Genomic DNA, 25,392 nt, shown 5'->3' on the forward strand with positions numbered 1-25,392 from the left:
CAGATATGAGTCAATAGTTTTGATAAGAGCATAAAAGCTCATCAATCGGAAAGATCGCCGATAGATTCAATGAGTATTAGAAAGATATGATTACCATCACTTTTATCCTGGCGCCGTATCATTCTGAGAAATCAGGTTTTACGATATATTTGGCTACATCACTTAGGAAATCTTGATAAAATATAGAGTCTGTAAGAAGTTTTATTTGCATAGGATTATTCACCACATTAAAGCACCCAAAAATTAAATAAATAACTCTATAATCATTAAAACAAATAAAAAACTAAAATTGGATGTTCATCAAGCTATTATATTAAAGCCGTTATTGAATAATATGGAGATCGGGGTAATAGCGCAGGACAGTATTTCCACCTTCATGACCACTGTGGTACCTATTCCAAAGAGAGTGGCGCAGAAAATGCCATAAAAACGTTCCCGCAAATAAGCTTTATCGAAAATTTGAAGTCAAGTTTGCCAGACGCAGCCACCGCAAAATAAAGATATCGAAGTTGATATACTTACTGCGGTAAATAATATATAAACAAAAAAATTGAATCGTTATGAACAAGGAAGTCATATGACATTGGATAAAATTTATGTATTTTACCAAAACTTGATTTAACTTCAAATCATCTCCAGGACGATCCGATCTTGACTAACCAAATAATTAGAAAACCATCTCTATGTTAAGTAACATAAAATCTGACACGATTAGTCATTTTAGCGACCTTGCTTCTGTTGCGAAGTCAATCTCTGGCTTAGAATATTTTTTTCTCACTTCTAACGGCACTGATGTCTATGGTAATATGCCCGAGCACAGCACCGATATTTTATCTGAAGCAGAATTTGATTCGTTACTATCCAATAGTCGCGAAAAAACATCCCAAAATAATCTAGCTTTCGACACATTCCTAGCTAGTGATTTTTCGTATCTAAAACCTTACAAAACTTTTTACACTTTCGCCATACAAAATGACTCTGATGGAGTATCCGCCTTACTAGGTTTGTTGGATAAAGATGAAAAACCTTTACAAGCTTCACAAATCGAGGCAATAGGCCAGTTATGTTCTCAAATCGGAAAATTAAATAAAGAATGGAGCTGTACTGAATTACAGAACTTCTCTGAAATATTTGAGCTTTCTGAAGATTTGATTTGCATATGCGGCTTAGATGGAAATCTGGAAAACGTAAATCCAAGTTTTGAACGTATTCTTGGCTGGAAAAACGAAGAGATTTTAGGTAAACTGCTGTACGATTTTGTGCATAAAAAAGATAAATGGTACACCAAAGCTAAACTTGGCAGTTTACTAAAAGGTGCAAGCAGAATAGGATTTACACATCGATTGCGAACCGCGAAAAATGATTTTAAAACAATAGAATGGGTTGCAACAATAGTGCCTACAACGAGAAAAGTTTCTGCTATTGGTAGGGATATAACTGAACAGCTTGATAAGCAGCAAAAGCTGCTACAAAGCGAGAAAAAGTTTAAACTATTCTTTGAAAATTCGCAAGGCTTAATGTGTACACACGATTTGGCGGGTAAATTCATTTCTGTGAACGTATCTGGAGCAAAAATCCTGGGTTACACAAAGGTCGAACTCGATGGATATTCACTTTACGATATTGTTCCAAGAAACAGGCACATATATCTCGACCAATATCTTCAATTAATACAAAAACAAGGATTTGCAAAAGGTCAGATGCTAACCTCAGCTAAAGATGGCAGCGAAAGAACGTGGATGTTTTCAAACGTGGTGCAGGAAGATGATACTGGGGGTTTTTATGTTATTGGTAATGCTGTTGACATTACTGAACAGCATGCTCTTGAGAAAGATTTACTTCGAACAAAGAGCATTTTGGAACAAACCAATAAGGTTGCGAAAGTAGGTGGTTGGGAGATGGACATGGCTACCAATAAAATAGAGTGGACATCAATAACAAGAGAAATTCATGAAGTGGATGAATCTTTTGTGCCAGACATTTCCGTTGCCATTAGCTTTTATAAGCCTGGAGAAAGTAGAGAGAAGATTGAAAAGGCTTTCCAGAATAATGTAACAACTGGTGAACCTTATGATTTGGAGTTGGAAATTACAACTGCAAAAGGCAGAGATATTTGGGTTAGGGCTATTGGAAATGCAGTATTTCAAGATGGCGTTTGTACACGTTTATACGGTACTTTCCAAGATATAGATGAACATAAAAAATCGGAAATTGCGTTGGCAGAATCTAAAAAACTTTTGGACGATGTATTAAATGCTGCTTCTGATTTATGCATTATAGCAACTGACTTAAATGGTATAATTACCGTTTTTAATACAGGTGCAGAAAGTTTGCTTGGATATGCTGCTGCAGAAATGATTGGGAAGCAAAATCCTGAAATGCTTTACATCAGGCATGAAATTGAAAGTCAGGAGCCTGCCGTTAAAGTTTTCGAAAATGACCTGATTGGTTTTGAGTATTTCCTTGAGATATCTAAGAAAAATTCTTCTGCCAAACACGAATTGAGTTTCGTATCCAAAACCGGCAATAAGTTCGATGTTTCGCTAATTGTTTCTTTAATTACCAACCCACAAGGCGAAGTAATCGGTTTTCTTGGTGTGGCTACTGATATCACCAATCAAAACAAAATGGAAGAGGCACTTTCTACTGAAAGAGCTCGCCTCTTGGCTTTTATAGAACATACACCGGCAGCGGTTGCTATGCTTGATAATGATATGAAATATCTGGCAGTTAGCCAGAAATGGATTGATGATTATAAATTTAAAACCAACGATTTAATTGGTGCTTCACACTACCAAATGTTTCCAAATTTGGATGAAGAACGAAAGGCAAGGCACAAAGAAATTTTAAAAGGCAAAATTGATAGGCGAGAGGAAGATATTTTTATAGATTCTCAAACGGATGAGAAGCATTTCATAACCATGGAAATGCGGCCTTGGTATCGTTCTGAAGCTGAAATTGGTGGCATGATGATTTTTACGCAAGATATTTCTGGTATGATTGCCCAGCGTGAAGAACTTAGAACTGCAAAAATACATGCCGATGAGGCTAACCTGGCAAAATCTGAATTTTTGGCTAATATGAGCCACGAAATCAGAACGCCATTAAACGGTGTAATTGGCTTTACCGATTTGGTTTTAAAAACTAAGCTCGACGAAATTCAACAGCAGTACCTCAAAATTGTAAGCCAATCTGCCGGGGCACTCCTTAACATCATCAACGATATTTTAGATTTTTCTAAAATCGAAGCCGGAAAATTCGAACTGGATATTGATAAGTGCGATTTATATGAAATGACTTGTCAGGCCACTGATATTACCACGTATCAAATTCAATCAAAAAACCTGGAAATGTTACTAAACTTAAGTCCGCAACTGCCACGATTTGTATGGGCTGATGATGTTCGTTTGAAACAGGTAATAACCAATTTGCTCGGTAATGCAGCTAAATTTACCGAACGTGGTGAGATAGAATTGAAAGTAGAAATTTTAGAAGAAGATACTAAAAAATGCATGTTTCGATTCAGTATTCGAGATACTGGTATTGGTATACAAGCTGATAAACAGGATAAAATATTTGAGGCATTTGCACAGGAGGATTCTTCAACTACCAAAAAATATGGAGGTACCGGACTAGGGCTTACCATCTCTAACAAGTTGTTGAGGATGATGGGAAGCAGATTAGAACTTTTAAGTGAATCAGGAAAAGGTAGTACATTTTATTTCGACATCTGGCTTGAATGCGAAAAGGGTGATGCAATTGAGTGGAAAGAAATTGATGCGGTTAAAAACGTTCTGATTGTGGATGATAATGATAACAACAGGAATTTCCTTAGAGATATGCTCAACTTAAAAGGCATTAATACCGACTTGGCTAAAAGTGGCTTTGAGGCATTGCAGTATTTAGCCGAAGGAAGATTGTATGATGCTGTTTTAATGGATTACCACATGCCCTTTATGGATGGTTTGGAAACGATAGATAAAATCAGAAAGAGCTTCTTTGAATCGCATGAAAGCTTGCCAATACTTTTACTACACAGTTCGGCGGATGATAATACATTAATTACATCCAGCAAAACTTTGCACGTTAACCGCAGGCTGGTTAAGCCAATTAAAATGCCCGATTTGTACGATGCCTTATCTAAATTGCATATTAAACAAGATGTTGAAACAAACGTCGCCTCAAATAAAAAAGAACCGAAAGCGGTGATAAGAACGGATACCGGAAAAGTAAAAATATTAATAGTTGAAGATAACGAAGTAAACCGATTTTTAACCAGAAGCTTAATTTCAGATATGTTGGATGGAATAGAAATTATTGAAGCAAATAATGGCAAGGATGGTTTAGAGTGTTTTATCAAACATGCGCCAAATCTTATTTTAATGGATGTGCAAATGCCAGTAATGAATGGGCTGCAAGCTACAAAAGCTATCCGTGAGTTGGAAACGGAAAAACATACGCCAATTATTGCGGTAACAGCTGGTAATGTTTCTGGTGAGCGTGAAAAGTGTTTGGATGCAGGTATGAACGATTTTATTACGAAACCAATCTTTCAAGGCGCTTTAGAATTGGTTATAAATAAATGGATGGGAAAACTTACTGATGATAAACCTATAGCAATCGAATCGGATGCTGAAGGTGATGAGCATTTCGATCCATCAAGATTAAGCATATATTATGGCGAGAATAAAGAAAAGCTTGCAAAAATTGCATCGTTAACCATTATGCAATTAGAAGAGGTAGCAGAACAACTAAAGGAACTGGCTAAAATAGGCGATATAGAAAATATCCAATTGCTTGGACATAAAATTTATGGAACTTCCTCATCTGCCGGATTGATGCTGCTGCAAAAATATTCTTCTAAACTAGAAGCCATTACTCAAGTTGATTTCCCGATGTTGGCTGACCTTACAAATGATTTTATAGACGAGGTGTTAATCCTTAAAAAAATCTTAACAGAAAAATATTTATAATCGTAGGTAACCAAATCTTTTAAAATGTAATATAACAGCTCATGTTTTTTTTATCTCACTGTAAGTGAATTCGGAAAAGGCTCGTTTTTAGGAGTGTCAAATATTTAAGGAAGAGGAAGATATGTATATCTTATCACTTCGGTTGTCCTCTTCCATACAGCTGCAGAAGTTATCCTCTTCTTTTGCCGTACTTAACATTAAAATTAACAGCTAAAAGAAGATAGGGCAGGGATACTTTCCTTTTTTGAGACATTTTTTCTCTTTGCCGTAATTCGTGCAAGTAAACTTACAGCTGAAAGAAAGAGATACAGTATGGGATAAATGCTTTCGTTTTTTAAGACAGTTCGGTGCTTACATGTAGGTGATTTAAGGACTTCTTTAGTAGAAAAAATACAATAGTTGAGATACTATTAGGGGGATGTGAAGAGGTTGAAGTTATCTTGTGGAATACTTATCAGAGGGCAAAAATTATTATCTTAATTAAACTTATTTTTTCCTTTTAATATTTGCTCCCGCGCTTCTGGAAAATACCTGTAAAAACTTCTGAAGAAAAAGGTGATCAAGAAAAAAATTACAAACATGATTGCCATTAGTACCCAATTTATGTCTTTTTTTGATTCAAATAAATAAAATATTAAAGAGCAGAGTGTTGCTATAATGAGTGACTGTTTAAAATTCTGAATAGTAAATTTCTTTTTCATAAGCCTATCTTCCAGGTAACTATGAACAATAATCTATTCAGAAGGTTTCCATTTGCACCTAAAGTATAGTTTAAATCTAGGATTTATAAACTGTGAAAAAAATCCCATATACACTATAAATTTAGATTCTGGCGATTTAGGTTGAAAATGTATTTTGTTGAGAATCAAAAAATCCTAACAAAAATTTGAGGCTTTTCGTAATTCTCGCTTGGATGTGAACCTTGTTTAATTGTCTAATTTCAAAAGCTACCTGTAAGGATTTAAAAATCGCTCATCAAAATTATCACCCTTTCGTTAGTTATTTGGGATTGTTAACTATATTTTTATGAGAAGCGAAGTTTTACTCTCCCATCAATCGTTTTACATATTCATCCATGCCAATATCATTTTTTTCATTAACATATCGTGTAAAAGATAGAGCGTTTAAACACTCATCAAATCCGCATTTCTCCATCGCTTTTTTGCCATTAGTTCTAATCCAGATAGCCACTCATTATAATCCTCTATGTTCGGCGTAAAAAGATTTGCATTAGCATGATATAGATAGCTAGCATTTCCATAACTAAATAATATTTCGTTGAACTCCTTTTCACTGGCAGGAGTTTTTGCAATCATTTCTTCCTGCATTTTATTACAATGTTCCAAATGGATGTTTAATTTTTATCACGGTTATGGACATCCGAAAATTTACATAGCGTGATCAATCGAGGCGATACCGTGAGCCGAATCAATGGAACATTAACTATGCTATTGAGCGGTGGCCCTTACTGAGGAAAGTGTACGGATGCGGTGCGCTTCCCTGGCTGCCAGCATAGTGCCATATTTATCGATTCTCCTTTTGTTTTGTTGTTGTAGCAAGGTAGGGTATAGGTTCATAACGATGTTCACCAGCAGGATGACCAGTGCGAATAAATAAGCTCCCCCAATAAGTTTTATCAAAACAAAAACATTCACAAAGAAGAAAGCTATTAAATGGCTGATTTCGGCGATGGTCATTTCATTGCGCAGCTCAGGTAGTTCTGTTGGTCTGATCTTTTTTTTAACCGATAACTTCGGGTTGAAATATCTGAAAAAGGAATGTATGGTGATCCACTTGAACAGTTCAATCCCAATGTACCTGTTTAGATTTTCATTTGTGATAAAATTAAACTTTGTCAGGTTCTTTTTGTAGAATTCGGTCTTGATGAGTACGGCGTTGATTACCATACCTACAATCCAAGAAATAACGGAAATGGCAAAGCTGAAAGTCAGGTACTTGATCATTTTTCAAAGGTTTGAGCGAAATTAACGATGTAAAAATAAAGGATTTACCTGCATTTTAAAATAAAATATCATTTATAAAAGAAGTTTCTTTATTCACTGTTAAGGGCACCAGGGCTTGAAATCTTTTTATGGTTTTTTTGAGACGTTTAACCCAATCAGCGCAGTGTAATATATGTTTTTTAATAAATCTTTGATTGCATTTTTTTATTAATTTTTTTTAACATTGCCAGAGGTTTTTTCGCGGACTCCTTGATTTCTGAATCCGAGGATTTCGTGTCTAGTAGACAAACTAATAAATTTGACCCCATAGAACTAACTTTTATTTCTTGCAAGCGTATACTGTCAGAGATTCGTTTTCCTTCGTGATTATCCAAGCCAACAAGCCCTTTTCATGCCATGGAATGTACCTGACCATTGAGGTAGCTGATGTGACCAAACTCTATCACGAATTTGAAAAGAAAAATGTAAAAATCAAAATTGACATTAGAGATGAGCCATGAGGAGATTGGCATTTTCCCATTTAAAACACAAACGGAACAGGGATTGACCTAGTGTAATATTCACCCAAGAGCTAATAACTAAACAGCTTGGTACGGCCATTCTTAAATCCTATTCTATTCGACCTATTATTGTCGCATTTCACCCCATGCTTTGTCTCATAAGCCCTGCATGATTGGCATGCAGTTAACTAACTTTTAAAAAAACTAAAAAAATAATTTATGTCGTTTCAAGCATATATTGATAACATCAGGATAAAAACAGGAAAAAGCGTGGAAGACTTTAAAAAACTTGCAGCCCAAAAGGGATTTATTCAAGATGGAAAAGTTAAGGTTGGAGTAAAGGCCACTCAAATTACTGTTAATCAGAGGGTCGCTGGTTCGAGCCCAGCAGAGGGATCTGATGCTCAATCAGTTAGCTCCACTCCGTCCGAGTGTGGCTTTTTATTTGCACAAAATTTGCACAGTTAAATTTTTGCTGATTTTATTTCTTGCAGACAGCTTTAATTCAAGAAAGTCACAAGATTTTTTAATTTTTGCAGGTCCATGTATACCTGCTAGCCGGTGAATCATGTAATTTTTGGATATAATCAGTGACTGTCAAAAAGCAGTGCGGAACTATCAAGGCATGTAAATTGATGCAAGAGCATAAATGTCTGGGCGGAGGTTTATTTTTAATAGCATTAGGTTTTTACCGCTTATCAAAGGCTTGGATTATCGCTGATGGAAACCGAACAGTATATTTTATTTACTGGTTTTTATAATTGGCGGCGCTGGAGCGGTTTGATTATTTATTTGATAGTAGGTGCCGAGGATTAGCAAATAAACGAGTCACTGCGCAATTCGTCTAATTTCATTGAAATAACAGTGTACCTTCAACTTATCGATAAAATGGACCAACCAATTTGTTTGATCCCCGTCCTTCCACTTTTATGATTTTTGTGATTTGGCTGGAATTTAAGTTGTTATAGTGAAATTATTATTGGTGGGATAGGGTCAACTGACAGCGGTTCATTCACCTAACGTATGCGCGTCATTTAGTATTAGATAGTCAATACTGGAGTGAGGTCGTCTTAGATTGTAATTGTCGATGATAGTCATTAGGCTTTTCTGTGCGTCCTTATGGTTTTGATATGTTTTTTTTGGAAAGAAATCATTTTTGATAATTCCATTGAATCTTTAGGTAAGTTCATTTTCGTAACGACTGTCACTTTGGGTTATGCTTATTGCTACGCGGTCATCATTCAGCAGCGCGATGTAGTTCTGCGAACAATACTGGATTCCTCTATCTGAAATGGTGTGTAAGTATAAAGGGAGATAACTTTCGCCTCATTGGACGCTGCAATAAGTGTTCTGCGTGGCAATACAGAGAAGCCAATAAACTGGAAAAATAGCTCATTGGTTTGTAAACCATATTTCAAATAGACAGGGAAGACGGTTTTTTATTGACTATGCTTAACGGCTAGTATATAAATTAAGTAAATTTTAATTTTATACAATTGGGTACTTTTCCGCCTTTCGGAAGTTTACCTTAACTATGCCGAAGCGCTGAATGAATATAGTCCTGGCAATCCTGATATAGCCAAGTATGTAAATCTAGTTCGTAGCCGAGGTAGTGGGGTTGTAGCAACAAGCCCGGTTAGTATGCCCCCTCTGCCTAATGGATTAAGTCAGTTGGATATGCGGGCAAGAATTAGAAATGAAAGAAAGGTTGAGCTTGCATTTGAGGATCACCGTTATTGGGATTTGCGACGCTGGATGGATGAAACTAATTTAAAAGCTGATGTACTAGGCGTAAACATAACTGGAACTACCAGAAATACTTTTGCGCACAGCAAGATTAAAGTTGAAGGACGGTTCTTTAATGCAAAAATGTACTTATATCCTATAGCTTACACAGAACTGACGGTTGCCAGGGGATTAGTGCAAAATCCTTTATGGTAAGGAAGCCAATCATCTATTATTCAAGTTCAATTTAACTATACTTAAATGTCAATATTAAAATCTACACGCACACAATTCATTGCACTCGTACTATGTGGATATGCAATGTTATCGGGCTGCAGTTCTATAGAAGTAGAAGAAGCTGTTTTTCCGGATCAATCATTGTATATGACAGCAACCTCGTCAGCTGAAAGAATAAGTTACGATGGTTTTCTCGATGGTATTTACAGGGTATCTCAGGTATCCATACCCGGCCAAACCTACAGATATCAGGCAGATGTGGCCGGTAATAAGTTAACCATTCCTCTAGGGGTAGGTCGTGGTGGCCTTTCAATAAAGGAAAGTGTCAATGTTAATATAAAAGTCGACAACGATACAATTCCCAGGTTGCAGGCAAAAAGAAATATAATTCTTGATGCTGTCTCGTTACCGGAAGGAAAATACTCAATTCCATCGTCTGCAGTAATATCGGGTGGAGCAACTTTGGGCACTTTCAATTTAGTTGTTGATTTGGCCTTTCTTGCAGCCAATCCAGGTAAAAAATATGCCATAGCTTTAAAGATAGAAAGCCCCGACGTTAAAGTCAATCGAAATCTCAGTACTACCATAATATTAATTGATACTAAATTTTTATTTCCAGAAGCGGTATTTACATCTATCAGCGATCCATTAATAGAAAGGCAGATTAATTTTACGAACACTTCAAAAAATGGCTTGAAATATATCTGGGATTTTGGTGATGGCACCACCAGCAATGAGGCGTCTCCGAAACATCTATATGCAAGTGCAGGACCATATTCGATAAGTTTGACAGCTCTGGGTGTTACAGAGGATTTAAACAGAACAGTCTTAACAACCTCATTTACATTGCCTACAGCAGATTTTACCTTCGTTATAGCAGGTAAACAGTTAAATGTGACAAGTACATCGACTAATGGAACAACATATCTATGGACATTTGGAGATAATAGCACAGCTTTAACAGCCAACGCTTCGAGAACATACGCTACTGCGGGCAGCTATGAAGTAAAGCTAACTGTAACGGATCCAAGTGGTAAATATAAATCTGCTAAGACCACCTCTATAACTATTCCTTAATTAAAAATAATGCAAAACATGCCTCCCAAAGCGAAAAAGCTATATTTATTCAATGCAATTCCATCAGCAATAACGTGGCTTTGATATAAGATTTTAAAGAAAGCTTGTCAACAAAATTATCACATATCTGTGCTAATGTAAATTAACTGAGCAGAGAAGCTTCTTTCTACGCCACCAAATATATACAAACAGTTGAGTAAATTTTCCTTTCAGCTTAAAGAGAGATGCCCGAAGTGGGTTCATCTCTCTTTTGATGATTTTACATATTGATAGAGGTTCTATCATTTTGAAAGTTGTATATTGAGTATGATTCAATTATTATGTGGATTTTTCTAAGTTTATATCCTATCAAATTTATGTGGACTTTTTGTTAAACACGAATATATGGTCAAATGCACATAGAAAAATACTTTAGGGCATATTATACACCAATTTCTTTCATAAGGTTGTAGGGGGCAAGTCTTTTATGGAAGGCAGGTATCCATTTTAGTGAATTTTATTCCATTAGTGAAGCTTATTTTTGATGTATCGATAAAAGTTTCCATACCATCCACCTCTTTCACCTCTCCAAAACCCTCAACGAATCCATCACCCTCTTTTTTGAATGCCACCTGGCGGATAGATTCTTTTCCTTCAGCTTGAAAACGATATTCACCATTTAATTTTCCTTCTGCAAATGTTCCCTTAAAATTACCTTTCGAATCATCTTTTTCTGCAAAATTATATAATAGAGAACCTTCAATATTTTCACCTTCAACTTTCCTTATCGCAAGTTGAAAGGTATCCCGGTTCACAGTGCAAAGATAGCAGCCTTTTATTGAATCTTTATTAATGATTTGGTTCGAAGCTTTATTTGCTTCAGATTTATTTCTAGATTCTGTACAGCTTGCCATTGCGCAAGTCAAAATCGTTAATCCTAATATATTATGCTTTATGTTCATGTTTTTTTTTCATTAAGCTGCAAAAATAGGTACATAATACGCACTACGGTTCTTTTATTGACCTTCATCTATGATTGTTAATGACTTATATTAAGGGGCATTTATATGATTCGGTAGTTTTGTATAGATTTTTGCAGATTCATTGGCGTTCACTTCAAACTCAGAGAATATTTTCCCTCAAAGTAACTCCGGAATTTTATGGTTATATATAGTCACTAAAAAATTATGCTCAAGGATATAATCATTAGACGCCTGCAACAATTCATAAATAAATATGAATCCGCAAAGTCTAAGATACTTCGAAATGGAATCTAAGTTAAGGGAGTAACGATTGGACGAATCGCTGTCAATTGACCCCCTATCGCCAAAATGTAGTTTTATCATATCACCCTATTTTCCAACACACTAACGAATATTTAAAAATGGGTGCAGTGGGGTCAAATAAATTGATTTGTCCACCTAAACATCAAATAAGTCTTTTAGTTTACTCAATCCGTCATTTATCTAGAATTTTCAATGTGACGTGGTATTGTAAACCGAAATTGGTAAACATAATCGGGAGGCAACATGCTCCAGAATATCCATCGCGCTCTGAATTATAAAAAAGTATAGATTATCGGCTTATTTAGAATAATTTCATGCCTTATGAAATTAGGCTTGAATCGGGCCAAATCATATTGAGACCTCTTTGATAATACTCATGATCCTTCAGAATGAACATTTTTTATCACCACTCTGGAATTTCTCTTTTTCGTTTTAAATTGTTCCTAAAAACCTTCAAATACTGCATCGTATACACATGCCAGATTTTATTGAAATCGTCTAATTTAAATTGATGTCTTAGGGCTGGTTTAAAATTCAGTCCTTAGTAATACTTGCCCAGGCTATCCTTATTGAAATTCTTAAGCTGATCATAATGTCCTTCCTTAACCTTCTCTATCCACCGCGGGTCCTGCAGTAGGGCTCTTCCGACTGCAACGAGATCAAATTCATTTCGCTCGTATCTCCTGATCAACTCGCTAAAACCAGACTTCTGAGCACTCTCACCTTGGAAAAGCGAACCTAGAAATTCAGACGAAAGTCCCACCGAACCCACCGTGATTACCGGTTGCCCTGTAATCGTTTTTGTCCATCCCGCAAAGCTCAAATCTGAGCCTTCGAATTCCTGTTGCCAGTATCTTCTCTGCGAACAGTCAAAAATATCTACTCCCGCATCCACTAAAGGCAGTAACCAGGATTCCATTTCGGCGGGTGTTTCAGCAATCTTCGCCTCATAGTCGGAAAGTTTCCACTGCGAAAGCCTCATCAAGATGACAAAGTCAACTCCAACTGCTTTTCGAACTGCCTTGACAACTTCTAAAGCAAAGCGTGATCGCTCTTTTATAGTCTTTCCGCCAAAATCATCTCTGCGATGATTGGTCTGTTTCCAGAAGAACTGGTCTATCAGATACCCGTGTCCACCATGTATTTCCACACAATCAAAGCCAAGCTTTTTTGCGTTCAATGCAGCTGAAGCAAAAGCATTTAACGTTCCATCTATGTCCTCCAGATCCATAGAGTCTGGTCCTTCAAATTCTGCAATCGGACGCCAGCCGGAAGGATCCGCTTTTGCTTTTCCAACATGCCAGAGCTGCGGACCCATCACCCCTTGATGGGTATGTACTTTTTTGATCACCTCTTCCCAGCCTTTTAATCCGTCTCCGTAAAAATCTGGAATGTTATTGAAATGTTTAGATGAAGGCCTCGCTATTGCGGTGCTTTCTGAGAGAATCAGCCCAGCATTCATTGCTCTTCTGGAATAGTAGTCTGCTACCTCCTGTGATGGGATACCTCCTGGAGAATGTTTTCTAGTCATCGGTGGCATCACAATTCTGTTTTTTAAAGTTAAACTCTTGTATTTAAATGGTTCGAATAAGGCCTGAATGTCCATGGTTCATTATTTGAATTGATAAATTTTAACCGAATTGGCGAAACTCGCTTTCTATCCGGATTTTGTAGACCAAAACAGTCCAATTTTTAATTCTGCAATCCTTTTGCCAAATTTAATTTATTGATTTATAGATTTTTATGTTTTTTATGTGGTTGTTTGCTGAACGATATATTACTAAATTTTGCGAATCATTGATATTACGATTATGTGACCGAAGATTTTAAAGGTATATCAAATAGTTCCAGACACATAAATCTGCTTCATAACTGCGACTTTTTATCTACACTTTTGGGCAAATTCGACAGAAAGACACATAACAATCTGATATATAATTGCATTTATGAGTTATTATGAGCTTGCTCCCTAATTGATTGTTCGATCCAACACCCAGAAATTGAGAATTCTGCTCTAAATTCTGGCATCCAGAACAGATTTTTTGCTTGTATATTTAAAATGAAAAGTTTTTTCAATAAGTTTGCCTGTCAATTCAAATTATCACACGATAAATTAGCAAATGCCATCCCTGAATACTTATTCTGATAGTGAGCTTGTTTTATTAGTCAAAAATGGCAATGGAACTGCTTTTAAGGAGATTTACGAACGCTATTGGACAATCCTGTTTCTCCATGGAAGCAGGGTTTTGGGAGATGAAGAAGATGCCAAAGATATCGTGCAAGAGCTTTTCGTTCAGTTATGGAATAAAGCCGATGAACTTAACTTTGGACATTCACTTTCCGCATATCTGTTTACCGCCACTAAAAATAGAATCTTAAATCATCTTGCACACAGAAAGGTGAAAAGCGATTATGAAGAATCTTTGAGAAACTTCGTTCAAGAAGGGGAGTTAATCACAGAAGAACATCTACGCGAAAAGGAACTAGCTTTAATTATAGAAAGGGAAATTTCTCTTCTCCCTCCAAGGATGCGGGAGGTCTTTGAGCTCAGCAGAAAAGAATTCTTAAGTTATAAGGAAATTGCTGAAAGCCTCAATATTTCTGAACATACTGTTAGACGGCAGGTGAGTAACGCGCTATCAATATTGCGTTCCAGAATGGGACTACCAACTATCGTGATATACATGCTATTGTCGAATCATAAATCATAACCCAATATTTAGCCTCTGTTGTCTTTCCATTTAGCCAAGCCGATAGTTGTTCTCCGACAGATAGAAATCTTACCTAAGATTTTGACTGTTAAAATTATTTATCTGTTATACAGGGTTTTGTGTGATTATTTAATCTTTTTTAAAAATTCATCTAATACTACCTGCATAGGTAAACTGTTTTACAATTGAAGGACAGAAAACCCGCTATGCAATCAAATCTACTCCAGTACTTGTTAAATCAACATCTAAAAGGATCTTGCTCCCCAGCAGAGCTTGTTCTTTTGGAGAGCTGGTACCTGTCGATATCGAAAGAATCATCACGCCCTACAACAGGCGATAATCTTGAAGGCCTTAAGGAGGAAATTTGGTTAAATATTATCCAGCAAATTACGCTTCCCGAACCATCAACCGAAATACTTCCTGTCAAAGTTGAAACTAAAAAGTCAAGCTTATGGCCAAAGTTACGTCTAGCTGCTGCAGTTTTGGTGCTGGCCTTTACTGCTGGACTTATTTACCGTTTAAATAACCAGGTTTCTCCCATATTACTATCCACGGTTTCTCCACCAAAACAAAATGTAAACAAAGCTTCCCTGGTTTTGCCAAACGGACAGGAAATTATACTGAACGAACGCAATTCCGTGGTAACCGTAACTGATCAGAAGCTAATTTATCAGGATGGGTCCAGCTCAGCAATGCCTCGATATAGCAGTAATTCCGATCGGATAAATGAAAAGAACCAGAATTTGGACAACCCCAAAAACTCAACAAGCCTAATTTCTGCGATAATCCCCAGAGGAAGTACTTACAATATTATTCTACCTGATGGCACAAAAGTTTGGCTAAATGCTTACTCAACATTAAAGTTCCCCCCAAGTTTTGCAAACGGTACACCCAGAAATGTCTATCTGGAAGGGGAGGCTTATTTTGAAGTTGCCAAAGATAAGGCACACCCTTTTACGATCACCACTTCAAGGCAGCGCGTAGAGGTATTAGGTACCCACTTCAACATCAGTTGTTATAAGGATGACGAACACACAAAAACTGCCCTTTTGGAAGGTAAAATACGCTTGAGAGCGCTCGGTAGCAAAGAAGAAATAATTATTGCACCAGGCGAGCTTGCAACCTTGGGAGAGGACGGATTAAAGGTAGAACAGTCGGACGTAGAACTTTCAATTGCCTGGAAATCCGGTTACTTTTCCTTCCATGATTCTAGCCTGGAGGATGTTATGCGCCAGATTTCTCGATGGTACAATGTTGAAGTAACTTATTTAGATGACAGGCTAAGAAAAAAGACTTTCAGCGGCGAAGTTTCCCGATATGAGGATATTTCAAGGCTTTTAAACGCAATAAAAAATACCGGAGCTGTGAATTTTGAAATGACTGGCCGAAAAATACTGGTAGTAAATTAGCTGTGTCCTAACCTGCGCAGCAAGTAATTATAACTAGATGTAGCCTTTGGCTGCAAACAATTCAACTAAAACCAAACCTAACTAAACCAAACCATGATGAAAAGATATTTGATACTCTAGCCAGAACGAGGGAGCCAAAAAAGCCGGAAAGCGTTTCGACCCGCTTCCCGGCAAGCATTTGAGCCGACCCATCCCGAAAATTCGGGAAAAATAATACGAACTTTTTTATCCATCAACTCAAACTGACCAAAAGTATGAAAATATATGCTTTTAACCTAGGTGTGCGCTGTGACAGGCTCCCGCCAAAACTTTTATTAATTATGAAACTGGTCATAATAATAATGACTTTTTGCCTGACTCAGGTTAGTGCAGCTGGCTTCGCTCAAAAAATAAACTTTACAAAAAAAGGTGCCACCTTAAAGGAGACATTCTCCCAAATCCGAAAGCAGACCGGGTATCTGATTTTCTATTCTAACGGCAATATAAACGAAAACGATAAACTGGACGCAGACTTCAAAAACCTAGACGTTCTTCAGGTACTGGACAAGATAGCTACTGATAAATCGCTGGATTACTCTATTGATAAAAACAATATTATCATTCGGAGCAAAATCCCGAATGTACTGGATCGATTGTTAGAACAGTTTTCTGATATAGATATACAGTCCCGGGTAGTCGGAGAAAATGGTACTGCGCTGGCTGGTGCAACCATTACTGTAAAAGGTAAAAAACGGACGACCACTACAAATGAAAACGGCTATTTCATCTTAAATTCGGTTGATGAAAGGGCGACGATTGTGGTGTCTTATCTTGGTTATACAACGCTGGAGCTTAACGCGTCAAATATAAATGAAACTATCCTTATGCAGATGTCATCCTCAAAACTGGATGAGGTTAAGGTGACCACTGCATATGGAATAGAAAGGAACAAGAAGGAACTTGGGTATTCGGTTGCAAAGGTATCTGGTGATGAGCTTACAAAAGCTAATAGTGGAACGATATTAAGTGGTCTGGTGGGAAAAGTTTCTGGACTTAACATCACTGCGCAAAGTTCTGAGATGTCGCCCAACATGAGAATTCTCTTAAGGGGAATCCGCTCGTTTGGACAGTCGAGTAATAACCAGCCGCTTTTTGTTTTTAACGGCGCTCCACTCTCTTTTGGATCAGATGGAGATGCCGGACAACGATCGGTAGAGTTCATTAACAACTTAAACCCTGCCGATATTGAAGAAGTTACGGTACTTAAGGGCGCCAATGGAACCGCTATGTATGGGCCAGAAGGCGTTAACGGCGTGATCTTGATTAACACCAAAAAGGTAAAACAAGGTGATCTGAATATTAACGCAAGGGTGAACACCTCGTACCAAAGGATGGATTTTAGGCAACGAAGCGACCAGCATACATTTGGGGTGGGCGATGACTTTGACTTCTTAAACGGTAAGGCAGTAAGTAATTGGGGTCCAGCATACAACGGAAGCCTTCTTGCAATCGGCTATCCAGATCAAAACGGTCAGTATCAAAAGGTGCCCTATTCCTATCTCAATGATAAATATGACTTTTTTAATGTTGCTAGAACCGTCAGGACGAATGTTTCGATTGCTCAGGGTGACCAGAACTCCTCCATGTATTTAGGTCTTGGCCATAATGGGCAGACTGGCATGCTGCCAGGAGATAAACAGGATCAAACTACGCTTTTTTTTAATTCAGTTAGAAAAATCGGCAGGAGCGCAGATTTTCAGTTTAACATCAACTATGCAAGGACTACCAGTGACAGGGGAGCCGATGTCACAGGGCAGGTGCTCACACTACCAAGCTTTATTCCCTTACTCAGTTATCAGGATTATAAGAACTCTTATTGGGGGGGAATAAACAACTACTGGTCGGGCGTAAGTCCATACACATCGCTTGATATCGCACGGCAGAAAGGTACTGATAATGTTTTTACAGGAAGTCTGACCGCAAATGTTAAGATACTTTCCTGGCTTACCTTGAAAGATCAGATTTCGATGAATTATCTTGGTAAAAATCAAAAGAAAAACATCGAACCACTGAATTATGCCGAATATGCGAGAGCCGATCCCTTTAAAAGATACGACGGTCTTCCACAAACCGAGGACTATCTAGTTTCCGCTTACGGTGTAAATAACGACTTGCTGCTCTCAGCGCTGCATAAAACTGGGGATTTTGTGCTTCGGGGAAACTTAGGTACCACTGTACGGGACAATTTTGAAAAACAGCTCAAAAATAAATCTATTCTTTCCATTCCAATATACAGCCAAATATTTGTCCGCTCAGACTATGGCATAGGTTCTGAAGAACTGACCCGGCAGACTCGTAGCATTTCTGCTTTGGGAAATGTTTCGGTTGGGTATAAGGATAAGCTATTTCTGGAATTGACAGGGAGGAACGAATGGGATTCAAAAAGGGCAAAGGTTGCGAGGGGGGAGGATGTTTACTTCGGACTAAACTCTTCAATCGTACTCAAAGAATTGGTGCCATATTTGAAAAAACAGGAGTGGATCAGCAGCCTGAGACTTAGGCTGTCGGCTACGCGTACTGCGAACATGAACATAGAACCCAATCAGAGTGAACGCATATTGAAGCTTGTCTTCCCCTACCCAATAACAGATCCCAACACCGCAAAGACTGTGCTTGGTTACACTTTGGTTAAAAATCCAAATCCACTGATTAAGCCTGAAAGAGTTTTTTCTCAGGAGTACGGCACTGAAATGGGATTTTTTGATAACCGAATCAACTTTGATGCGGTATACTACCGCCAGATTAACAATGGGGTAATTATGGCAGTTGGCGTTCCGGCATGGAGCGGATACCCCGATCTTGATAACGCGGGCAGTTTAAGGAATACCGGATGGGAATTTGATCTGGGACTTAATCCACTTGTAGATATCGGGAGCGACATAAGTATTTCTCTTACAGGACGTTTTTCTATCAATAACAATAAAGTGCTAAAGGTATCCGATATTTATAACGGAACTTTTATAACCAGGGATCCGGGTGGCAAGACTTATTACGCCAGAGAAGGCTATTCAGCCTTTGAGTTTCCCGTACTGGATTTCTTGAGAGATCCCGAAGGCCGAGTGATCGTGGATAAAAGTAGCGGGATGCCCTCAGTAGATTATCAGCATCCAAAAATAATGGGCAGAACGCTTCCGGTATATCAGGGTGGCCTTACGCTAAATTTTACCTACAAAAACTTTACCCTTTCCTCACAGGCTGATTATTCCGCAGGGAATGACCACGCCTTTGACCCAAGTCTGATATCTAACGGAATAAGTAAACTGACCCTGCTAAATAACAGACAGCCATTTATTTTTCCTAATTCGGTTATACAGGACCTTACCGGACATTATGTTGAAAATACAACTATTGCAACTGCAAACGCCGGGAAGGAGCTTTTTTCAAAGTTTGCGGATGCAACTATTCACTCCATAGCCAGTGCATCTTACTGGAAAATCAGAGAAATCGCTTTGCAATATCAAATGTCGCTAAAGTCCAAATGGGTGAAAAAATTAGCGGCAAGTATCTATGCCCGAGATCTGTTTTCTTTCTATCCCAGTTCAAACATATACGGGGATCCGGTAGCAAGCAGTGGACCTGGTCTGAAAAGCCAGATTCAGGGACTCGGAGAGCGTTCGCAGGCCCAGACGAACAATATAAGCGGGGGAAGCTCGGATAACAATGTTGCACCTGGGACGATAATCTACGGATTTACTTTTGGTATATCATTTTAATATTTATAGACAAAAAAATGAAAACGTTAAATAGAATTTTTTTTACGGCAATTCTGCTGTGCCTACTGACCCTTTACAGTGGATGCAAAAAAGACTGGTTAGAGGTCAATTACAATCCAAGGGATCTTACAGATACGAATGCCAGACCATATCTATTGCTGGCCCCTCTGCTCGAATACACGGCCGACTTCTCTCCTGACTTCGATTTTCTATCCATGTGGATGGGTTACTGGGCTTCTCCTACGCTTCCAGCTGCAATTAACATAACAACTTATAATAATATACCTTATACGAGTATGCCATCTAAAAACCTTCCCTTTCTGGAAGAAAAGGCGCAGTCGCTTGGGATGGATTTTTACTTGGGAATAGCAAAGACCCTACGTGCATTATACTGGAGTCGTATTGTAGATAAAATAAATGATGTTCCTTATACCGAAGCATTCAAAGCGGATATTTTAAAGCCGAAATATGAGGATGGGAAATCTATATATGAGGATCTGATGAAACAACTTACGCTGGCGAGCAGCTTAATCAGTAGTGCAGACATTTCTAAAAATGAAAAGCTGTCTGAGGCCGATATCATGTTCCACGGTGACAGGATAAAATGGCTACAGTTTATAAATACGGTAAAACTTCGACTCTTGATCCACCAGGCTAACCGCGCTGACCGAGCAGATTATATTGCAAAAGAAATCCAGGTGATCAAAACCCAAGGGTCTGGATTTTTGCCAATGGGAACCGATGCAGCTGTTAATCCAGGCTGGTCGACCACAGTTAAAGTATCCACTTATTTCGGACTTTATTCAAATAATAATAGTTACGGGGGATCTCGCGGGGACATTTTTTCTGGCGTCAACAGCGTTGATTTCGCCCACGCCAACGAGTACGCCCTTAATCTCTTGAAAAATAATAGCGATCCAAGGATAGGTGGCTTTTATTCGCAGATCGAAAAGCCATTCCCAGCTGGCGGGGCTCAGCCTTTCGCCCAGCCAGGGCCAAATAGCTTCAGGGGTAGTCGGTTGGGTCTGGCAATCAATACCTTTCAATATCCTTATCAAACCAAGCAATATCTTTCTGCAGTCGGCGGATCAGCAAATAACGGAGTGGTTTCCCCCTCGGCTGTAGGAATAATCAAGGGCAACAATATGAGCGCATGGGTAATCACCAGTGTAGAAAACGCGTTTCTGCAGTCTGAAGCCGTATGGCGAGGGTGGATCCCGGGAGATGCAGAGCAGAGTTATAAGATTGCTGTAAAAGAATCTTTCAGATGGCTTAATATGGGAGGAAACACAAATATTCCGGCACTTTCTGATGCGATTTTTGATCAGTGGTATAATGCCCAGCAGAATAATCCACAGGTGAGCTGGAGTGCTGCCCCAGATAAATATAAACTCGTTATGTTTCAAAAATATATTGCTTTAAATGGCATAGACCCGGTGGAAACCTGGATTGATTACAGGCGAAACGGTCGTTTTCCTGACCTGCCTGTTTCAGTAGACCCAGCTAGAGTGGGTAATACGGTCCCATTTCGTCTAGCCTATACCAGCGACGAAATAATTACCAATTCGGCCAATCTGCAGGCGCTTGGACCGATCGATATGTTCACCGGTAGAATCTGGTGGATGCCATAATTTGAAACTAAAATCTTTAAAAATGAAAAAATATTTAACAATGCTCTTGGCGATGTGCCTATTGAGCGGATGCCTCAAAAAAGACAATATTCTGGACTATAGAGGTATTGAACCCGTGGTTATGATTCCTAATGCCAATTATCCATCAAAGGGATTATTTGCCCCAGCACTCATCGATAGTGCTTATGGGACAACCAAACTAAACCTGATAGGTAAATACTCTTTCCAGACACCTCCAAATGAGGATGTAAAGATTGTTTTCGCTAAGGACGATGCACTTTTTACCCAATATAACTCGACACTTTTCATTAAATATCTGCCCCTTCCCGCAGAAAGCTATGAACTGGGTAATTTGGAAACAACCATACCTGCCGGCTCACAGACTGTAAACTTACCGATAAAGATAATCCCTGCAAAATTAGCAGGCCCCAATAAGTACCTCATTGCATTTTCAATTGTCAGTGCTGGAGGTAATAAGGTCGCCCAAAATTCTAAAAGTATGATTTTTACATTGAAGGGACAATAACAGCTTTTGAAATAATGCATCCTAGCAATTCAGCCATTACGATAAATTTAAAATAAACTTAAATGAAAATTTACTCCAGAATCATAGTTATAATCATTTGCATGATATCAGTTGGTATAAATCCATCTCAAGCCCAAAAGCTTCCACTTGACCCCCAACTCACCACTGGGAAGTTGGCTAACGGGTTTACCTACTATGTCAGGAAAAATATAAGCCACAAAAAAAGGGTTATCATGTACCTGGCCAACAAATCCGGGTCCATCCTGGAGAAGGATAGTCAAAGGGGACTCGCACACTTCATCGAACACATGAGCTTCAACGGTACAAAACATTTCCCACTATCCTCACTAGTCGATTTTCTGGAGAAAGCAGGTGTGCGATTTGGTGCTGACCTCAACGCTTATACTTCATTCGATGAAACCGTATATCAGCTCCCGCTCCCGCTGGATAAACCGGGGATGTTGGTTTCTGGTCTACAGGTTCTTCGGGACTGGGCACAGGAGGCAACTCTTGATCAATCTGAAATTGACAAGGAGAGAGGTGTGATTTTGGAAGAAAAACGCCAAAGGTCTGGACTTCAGCAACGCATTCAAATGCAAACCTTCCCATTTCTGGTCAACCACTCCAAATACGCTGACCGCGAGCCTATTGGTACGGAAGAGGTTTTGAAGAACTTCAACTATGAGGACATCCATTCTTTCTATCGCGATTGGTATAGGCCAGATTTGCAGGCTATAATTGTTGTTGGAGACATCGATGTAAAGGAGACTGTTGAGAAGATAAAATCAATGTTCTCCGATTTAAAAGTTGGAGATAGCCCAAAGGAAAGGACACACTATGCTATCGAACTCTCAGGTAAAAATCAGTTTTTTACAGTCACGGACGATGAGGCACCTGGAACAAATATGCAGATTACCATAAAATTTCCCCATAAAAATTTAATCACCCATGCGGATTACCTTGAGCTGGTAAAAAGAAATCTATTCAATCTTCTGCTGTCCAATAGACTCCGTTCAATATCACAGAAGAATGCTGGCAGTTATCTCTTTGCGAGTGCTGGTCTCAATGCCCTGATTTCGAATGTGGATGCTTTCAGTATTCTACTCTCTGTTAAACCAGGAACACTTGAAAAGGGATTCGGTGCTTTATGGAGCGAAATAAATAAAATTAAAACCATTGGCTTTGATAACTCAGAACTAGAAACCGCAAAATCAGGATATTTGGCTCAGCTTCAGGCTATGGTCAGCTTGGGGGACAAGAAAGAATCTGCCCTTTATGCTCAGGAATACGTCAGACTTTTCGCTCAGGATGAGGCGAGCCCAGGACAAGATAAAGAGGCCCAGCTTGCGGAGGCTTATCTGGCAACTATCAGTCTTGCACATATGACTCAGATGGCCAGAACCTATATCACCGATACAAATAGGGATGTTTTTATCGTAGCACCTACTTCGGCCAAAAGCTCCCTTCCCGATGAAAACGATTTGAACAACTGGTTCAGTAAATTCGGAACTTCGATCTCATCTTCGAAAGATGTCAAAGCTGATATTCCTGCACATAACCATGATGTTCCCTTACTTGCGGCTATTCCAGATAAGGGTAAAATAATCTCTACCACTAAAATAAAGGACTTAGATTTAACAGAATATCGGCTCAGCAACGGTGTTAGGGTTCTTGTAAAGCCGACCGAATTCCGGAACGATGAGATAAATTTTGTTGCATTCAGCCCGGGCGGAAGTTCCTTATATTCTGATCGTGATTTCAGAGCTGCGGAATTCAGCGCTACGATGGCTATCAGCTCAGGTGCTGGCGATTTCAGCGCAGATTTGCTTCGAGAAAAGTTAATCGGTAAGCAGATTTCCGTCTATCCTTATCTATCCGAGCGGAATGAAGGCATCTCTGGCACCAGTAATGGCAGGGATCTTGAGATTGCCCTTCAACTCACCCACCTCTATTTTACCAAGCCCAGAATTGATACAGCAGCTTTCAATACAATTATTAACCGTTCAAAGGCTGCAATAGCGAGCCAGGTGAATTCTGGGGAAAAGATTTTTTCAGATTCGTTAAATGCATTACTGAGCAGTAATCATCTTCGTAGAAAGCAGATTACAATTGAAGAAATAAACCAGATCGACCCTCAAAAGGTATATCAAATTTATAAGGAAAGATTCGGTAACGCTGCTAACTTTACATTCATCTTCGTCGGGAATATTGATCCGGAGAAGCTTAAGCCGCTTATTGAGCGTTACATCGGCTCGCTTCCCACAAAGAATAAAACGGAAAAAACTAGAAACCTTGGGGTAGAAATTCCACGAGGGGTGATCAAGAAAACCATCAATAGCGGTTCGGCAGATAAATCTTTAGTCCAGCTCACCTTTAGCGGTGATAATCCAGGTAGCGCCGAAAATAATTTAGAGCTTCGGGCTATAAAATTTGTTCTCGGAATCAGAATGAACCAAAGGCTTCGCGAGAAAGAAAGTGGTGTATATTCTCCACAGGTGGGATTGAATTTGGGGCGAAAAGAAACACCAAGATTTACTTTATCTATACAATTCAGCTGCGCACCGGCCAATGTCGACAAATTGATCAATGCGGCTTTGGAGGAAATTTCATTGTTAAAAACCAATGGCATTCCAAAAGATGATCTTGATAAATTTAAAGCAGAGGAAAAGGTTTTTTATAAAAATCAGATCAGTTCGAATGCTTTTTGGCTCGCTTACCTTTCCGGACAGATTCAACAAGACGAGCCATTTAGCGAAATCTTAAACTACAACTCATTATTGGACGCCTTAACCACGGAAAAATTAACCGAATCATTCAACAAGTATGTTGATGGTAAAAACTTGATACAGTTCGTTTTAAAACCACAAATAGACGCCGCCAAAAAATAAGTCGGGCATTGACGATTTTAGATGGTCACAGGGTACCTACACTTGGGTACCCTATTTGCTTTATATAAATCTCTGCAAGGCTGACCCAGAAGCAATAAATAAGGGTGATAAGTTATTAGCTTCACTACAATGCCATAATTCAAATCCGACCGTCGCCGACTATGTCAACAGTTTTGAGATTGCTTTCTAAACCTCATTTTAATCCAACATTCTCAGCATATCAATAATTAGGTGCTATTTAGTTTTATTCCGCTGAATTAGTTTAACTTTTATTTTATATAATACTTTGTTAATCAATTGTTTAATTGCTTTTCTTGCTTGGGATCATTTTTTGTCATCTATATAGAATTTCACAAAAAATTAAGCATATGAATGAGATAAAATACGAGCCAGGTACCGGGGAGCCCGATGCTTTTAACTTCTATGAAGATGGAAGGAAAATAGGCGTTATGAATGTTGAGACAGATGGTAGGGACCTTACGGTTTTACACACTGAAGTAGAAAAGGAATCGAATGGAAAAGGATACGCCGGCCAGTTGATTCAGGCAATGGTGGATTACGCTCGAAAAAAGGAGCTTAAGGTAATTCCACTTTGTCCTTTTGTAAGAGCAAAATTTCGCAAGGAGCCTGAGCTATATGTGGATATTTGGAAATGATGACCAGTGAATCCGGTATTTATTTTTACCTGCATAGAAACTGTTTGGTCGGCTATTCATGAATATCTAAATTATTAA

16 protein-coding genes are annotated in these 25,392 nt (G+C 38.6%); 11 read left to right on the plus strand and 5 right to left on the minus strand.

Annotated elements, in window-relative coordinates; all coding sequences use genetic code 11:
• The first annotated feature begins 683 nt into the window (after positions 1-683).
• Positions 684-4,973: a PAS domain S-box protein gene (locus tag ACFOUY_RS08735; protein WP_378960124.1), complete on the plus strand. Its 4,290-nt coding sequence runs from the start codon at positions 684-686 to the stop codon at positions 4,971-4,973.
• Positions 4,974-6,097: 1,124 nt separating this feature from the next.
• On the opposite strand, the gene ACFOUY_RS08740 is transcribed toward ACFOUY_RS08735, so the two are convergent.
• The gene (locus tag ACFOUY_RS08740) at positions 6,098-6,319 is read right to left on the minus strand and encodes a hypothetical protein (protein WP_378960125.1); all 222 of its coding nucleotides are present in this window, start codon (positions 6,317-6,319) and stop codon (positions 6,098-6,100) included.
• 102 nt (positions 6,320-6,421) lie between these two features.
• Positions 6,422-6,937: a glycosyl-4,4'-diaponeurosporenoate acyltransferase CrtO family protein gene (locus ACFOUY_RS08745; RefSeq protein WP_378960126.1), complete on the minus strand. Its 516-nt coding sequence runs from the start codon at positions 6,935-6,937 to the stop codon at positions 6,422-6,424.
• A gap of 719 nt (positions 6,938-7,656) precedes the next feature.
• Between ACFOUY_RS08745 and ACFOUY_RS08750 the strand changes: the two genes are divergently transcribed.
• Positions 7,657-7,905 carry a DUF4287 domain-containing protein gene (locus ACFOUY_RS08750; RefSeq protein ID WP_378960127.1) on the plus strand — a complete coding sequence of 83 codons (249 nt, stop codon included), beginning with the start codon at positions 7,657-7,659 and terminating at the stop codon, positions 7,903-7,905.
• A 540-nt stretch (positions 7,906-8,445) separates the two neighbouring features.
• On the opposite strand, the gene ACFOUY_RS08755 is transcribed toward ACFOUY_RS08750, so the two are convergent.
• On the minus strand, positions 8,446-8,601 hold the full coding sequence (locus tag ACFOUY_RS08755) for an integrase core domain-containing protein (protein ID WP_378960153.1): 156 nt from the start codon (positions 8,599-8,601) through the stop codon (positions 8,446-8,448).
• A gap of 321 nt (positions 8,602-8,922) precedes the next feature.
• Here ACFOUY_RS08755 and ACFOUY_RS08760 point away from each other — a divergent pair, with 321 nt between their 5' ends.
• Together ACFOUY_RS08760 and ACFOUY_RS08765 are read left to right on the plus strand one after the other, a co-directional pair.
• Positions 8,923-9,378, plus strand: coding sequence for a RagB/SusD family nutrient uptake outer membrane protein (locus tag ACFOUY_RS08760; protein ID WP_378960154.1), 456 nt, complete (start codon positions 8,923-8,925; stop codon positions 9,376-9,378).
• A gap of 45 nt (positions 9,379-9,423) precedes the next feature.
• Positions 9,424-10,476: a PKD domain-containing protein gene (locus ACFOUY_RS08765; protein ID WP_378960128.1), complete on the plus strand. Its 1,053-nt coding sequence runs from the start codon at positions 9,424-9,426 to the stop codon at positions 10,474-10,476.
• Between the two features lie 464 nt (positions 10,477-10,940).
• On the opposite strand, the gene ACFOUY_RS08770 is transcribed toward ACFOUY_RS08765, so the two are convergent.
• Together ACFOUY_RS08770 and ACFOUY_RS08775 are read right to left on the minus strand one after the other, a co-directional pair.
• Positions 10,941-11,417, minus strand: coding sequence for a hypothetical protein (locus ACFOUY_RS08770; protein WP_378960129.1), 477 nt, complete (start codon positions 11,415-11,417; stop codon positions 10,941-10,943).
• An 865-nt stretch (positions 11,418-12,282) separates the two neighbouring features.
• The gene (locus ACFOUY_RS08775) at positions 12,283-13,347 is read right to left on the minus strand and encodes an NADH:flavin oxidoreductase (protein ID WP_378960130.1); all 1,065 of its coding nucleotides are present in this window, start codon (positions 13,345-13,347) and stop codon (positions 12,283-12,285) included.
• Between the two features lie 514 nt (positions 13,348-13,861).
• On the opposite strand from ACFOUY_RS08775, the gene ACFOUY_RS08780 reads away from it, so the two are divergent.
• From ACFOUY_RS08780 to ACFOUY_RS08810, 7 genes are all read left to right on the plus strand, one after another.
• The gene (locus ACFOUY_RS08780) at positions 13,862-14,452 is read left to right on the plus strand and encodes an RNA polymerase sigma factor (RefSeq protein ID WP_378960131.1); all 591 of its coding nucleotides are present in this window, start codon (positions 13,862-13,864) and stop codon (positions 14,450-14,452) included.
• Positions 14,453-14,658: 206 nt separating this feature from the next.
• Complete coding sequence (locus ACFOUY_RS08785) at positions 14,659-15,861, plus strand: FecR family protein (protein WP_378960132.1); 1,203 nt, start codon at positions 14,659-14,661, stop codon at positions 15,859-15,861.
• A 254-nt stretch (positions 15,862-16,115) separates the two neighbouring features.
• Entirely contained in the window at positions 16,116-19,613 is a 3,498-nt protein-coding gene (locus ACFOUY_RS08790) for a SusC/RagA family TonB-linked outer membrane protein (RefSeq protein WP_378960133.1), read from the plus strand.
• A gap of 17 nt (positions 19,614-19,630) precedes the next feature.
• Complete coding sequence (locus ACFOUY_RS08795; protein ID WP_378960134.1) at positions 19,631-21,244, plus strand: SusD/RagB family nutrient-binding outer membrane lipoprotein; 1,614 nt, start codon at positions 19,631-19,633, stop codon at positions 21,242-21,244.
• Between the two features lie 22 nt (positions 21,245-21,266).
• Positions 21,267-21,770 carry a DUF1735 domain-containing protein gene (locus ACFOUY_RS08800; RefSeq protein WP_378960135.1) on the plus strand — a complete coding sequence of 168 codons (504 nt, stop codon included), beginning with the start codon at positions 21,267-21,269 and terminating at the stop codon, positions 21,768-21,770.
• Positions 21,771-21,832: 62 nt separating this feature from the next.
• Positions 21,833-24,658, plus strand: coding sequence for a M16 family metallopeptidase (locus ACFOUY_RS08805; protein WP_378960136.1), 2,826 nt, complete (start codon positions 21,833-21,835; stop codon positions 24,656-24,658).
• Between the two features lie 368 nt (positions 24,659-25,026).
• The gene (locus ACFOUY_RS08810; protein ID WP_378960137.1) at positions 25,027-25,314 is read left to right on the plus strand and encodes a GNAT family N-acetyltransferase; all 288 of its coding nucleotides are present in this window, start codon (positions 25,027-25,029) and stop codon (positions 25,312-25,314) included.
• Positions 25,315-25,392: the final 78 nt, after the last annotated feature.

It is taken from the genome of Pedobacter jamesrossensis (assembly GCF_042650905.1).
GTDB classification, from domain to species: domain Bacteria; phylum Bacteroidota; class Bacteroidia; order Sphingobacteriales; family Sphingobacteriaceae; genus Pedobacter; species Pedobacter jamesrossensis.

What these genes read in the sequence shown, in the direction of transcription:
- ACFOUY_RS08735 (WP_378960124.1), top strand. Translation starts at nt 684, where the DNA reads ATGTTAAGTAACATAAAATCTGACACGATTAGTCATTTTAGCGACCTT.
- ACFOUY_RS08745 (WP_378960126.1), bottom strand. Translation starts at nt 6,937, where the DNA reads ATGATCAAGTACCTGACTTTCAGCTTTGCCATTTCCGTTATTTCTTGG.
- ACFOUY_RS08750 (WP_378960127.1), top strand. Translation starts at nt 7,657, where the DNA reads ATGTCGTTTCAAGCATATATTGATAACATCAGGATAAAAACAGGAAAA.
- ACFOUY_RS08765 (WP_378960128.1), top strand. Translation starts at nt 9,424, where the DNA reads ATGTCAATATTAAAATCTACACGCACACAATTCATTGCACTCGTACTA.
- ACFOUY_RS08770 (WP_378960129.1), bottom strand. Translation starts at nt 11,417, where the DNA reads ATGAACATAAAGCATAATATATTAGGATTAACGATTTTGACTTGCGCA.
- ACFOUY_RS08775 (WP_378960130.1), bottom strand. Translation starts at nt 13,347, where the DNA reads ATGGACATTCAGGCCTTATTCGAACCATTTAAATACAAGAGTTTAACT.
- ACFOUY_RS08780 (WP_378960131.1), top strand. Translation starts at nt 13,862, where the DNA reads ATGCCATCCCTGAATACTTATTCTGATAGTGAGCTTGTTTTATTAGTC.
- ACFOUY_RS08785 (WP_378960132.1), top strand. Translation starts at nt 14,659, where the DNA reads ATGCAATCAAATCTACTCCAGTACTTGTTAAATCAACATCTAAAAGGA.
- ACFOUY_RS08790 (WP_378960133.1), top strand. Translation starts at nt 16,116, where the DNA reads ATGAAAATATATGCTTTTAACCTAGGTGTGCGCTGTGACAGGCTCCCG.
- ACFOUY_RS08795 (WP_378960134.1), top strand. Translation starts at nt 19,631, where the DNA reads ATGAAAACGTTAAATAGAATTTTTTTTACGGCAATTCTGCTGTGCCTA.
- ACFOUY_RS08800 (WP_378960135.1), top strand. Translation starts at nt 21,267, where the DNA reads ATGAAAAAATATTTAACAATGCTCTTGGCGATGTGCCTATTGAGCGGA.
- ACFOUY_RS08805 (WP_378960136.1), top strand. Translation starts at nt 21,833, where the DNA reads ATGAAAATTTACTCCAGAATCATAGTTATAATCATTTGCATGATATCA.
- ACFOUY_RS08810 (WP_378960137.1), top strand. Translation starts at nt 25,027, where the DNA reads ATGAATGAGATAAAATACGAGCCAGGTACCGGGGAGCCCGATGCTTTT.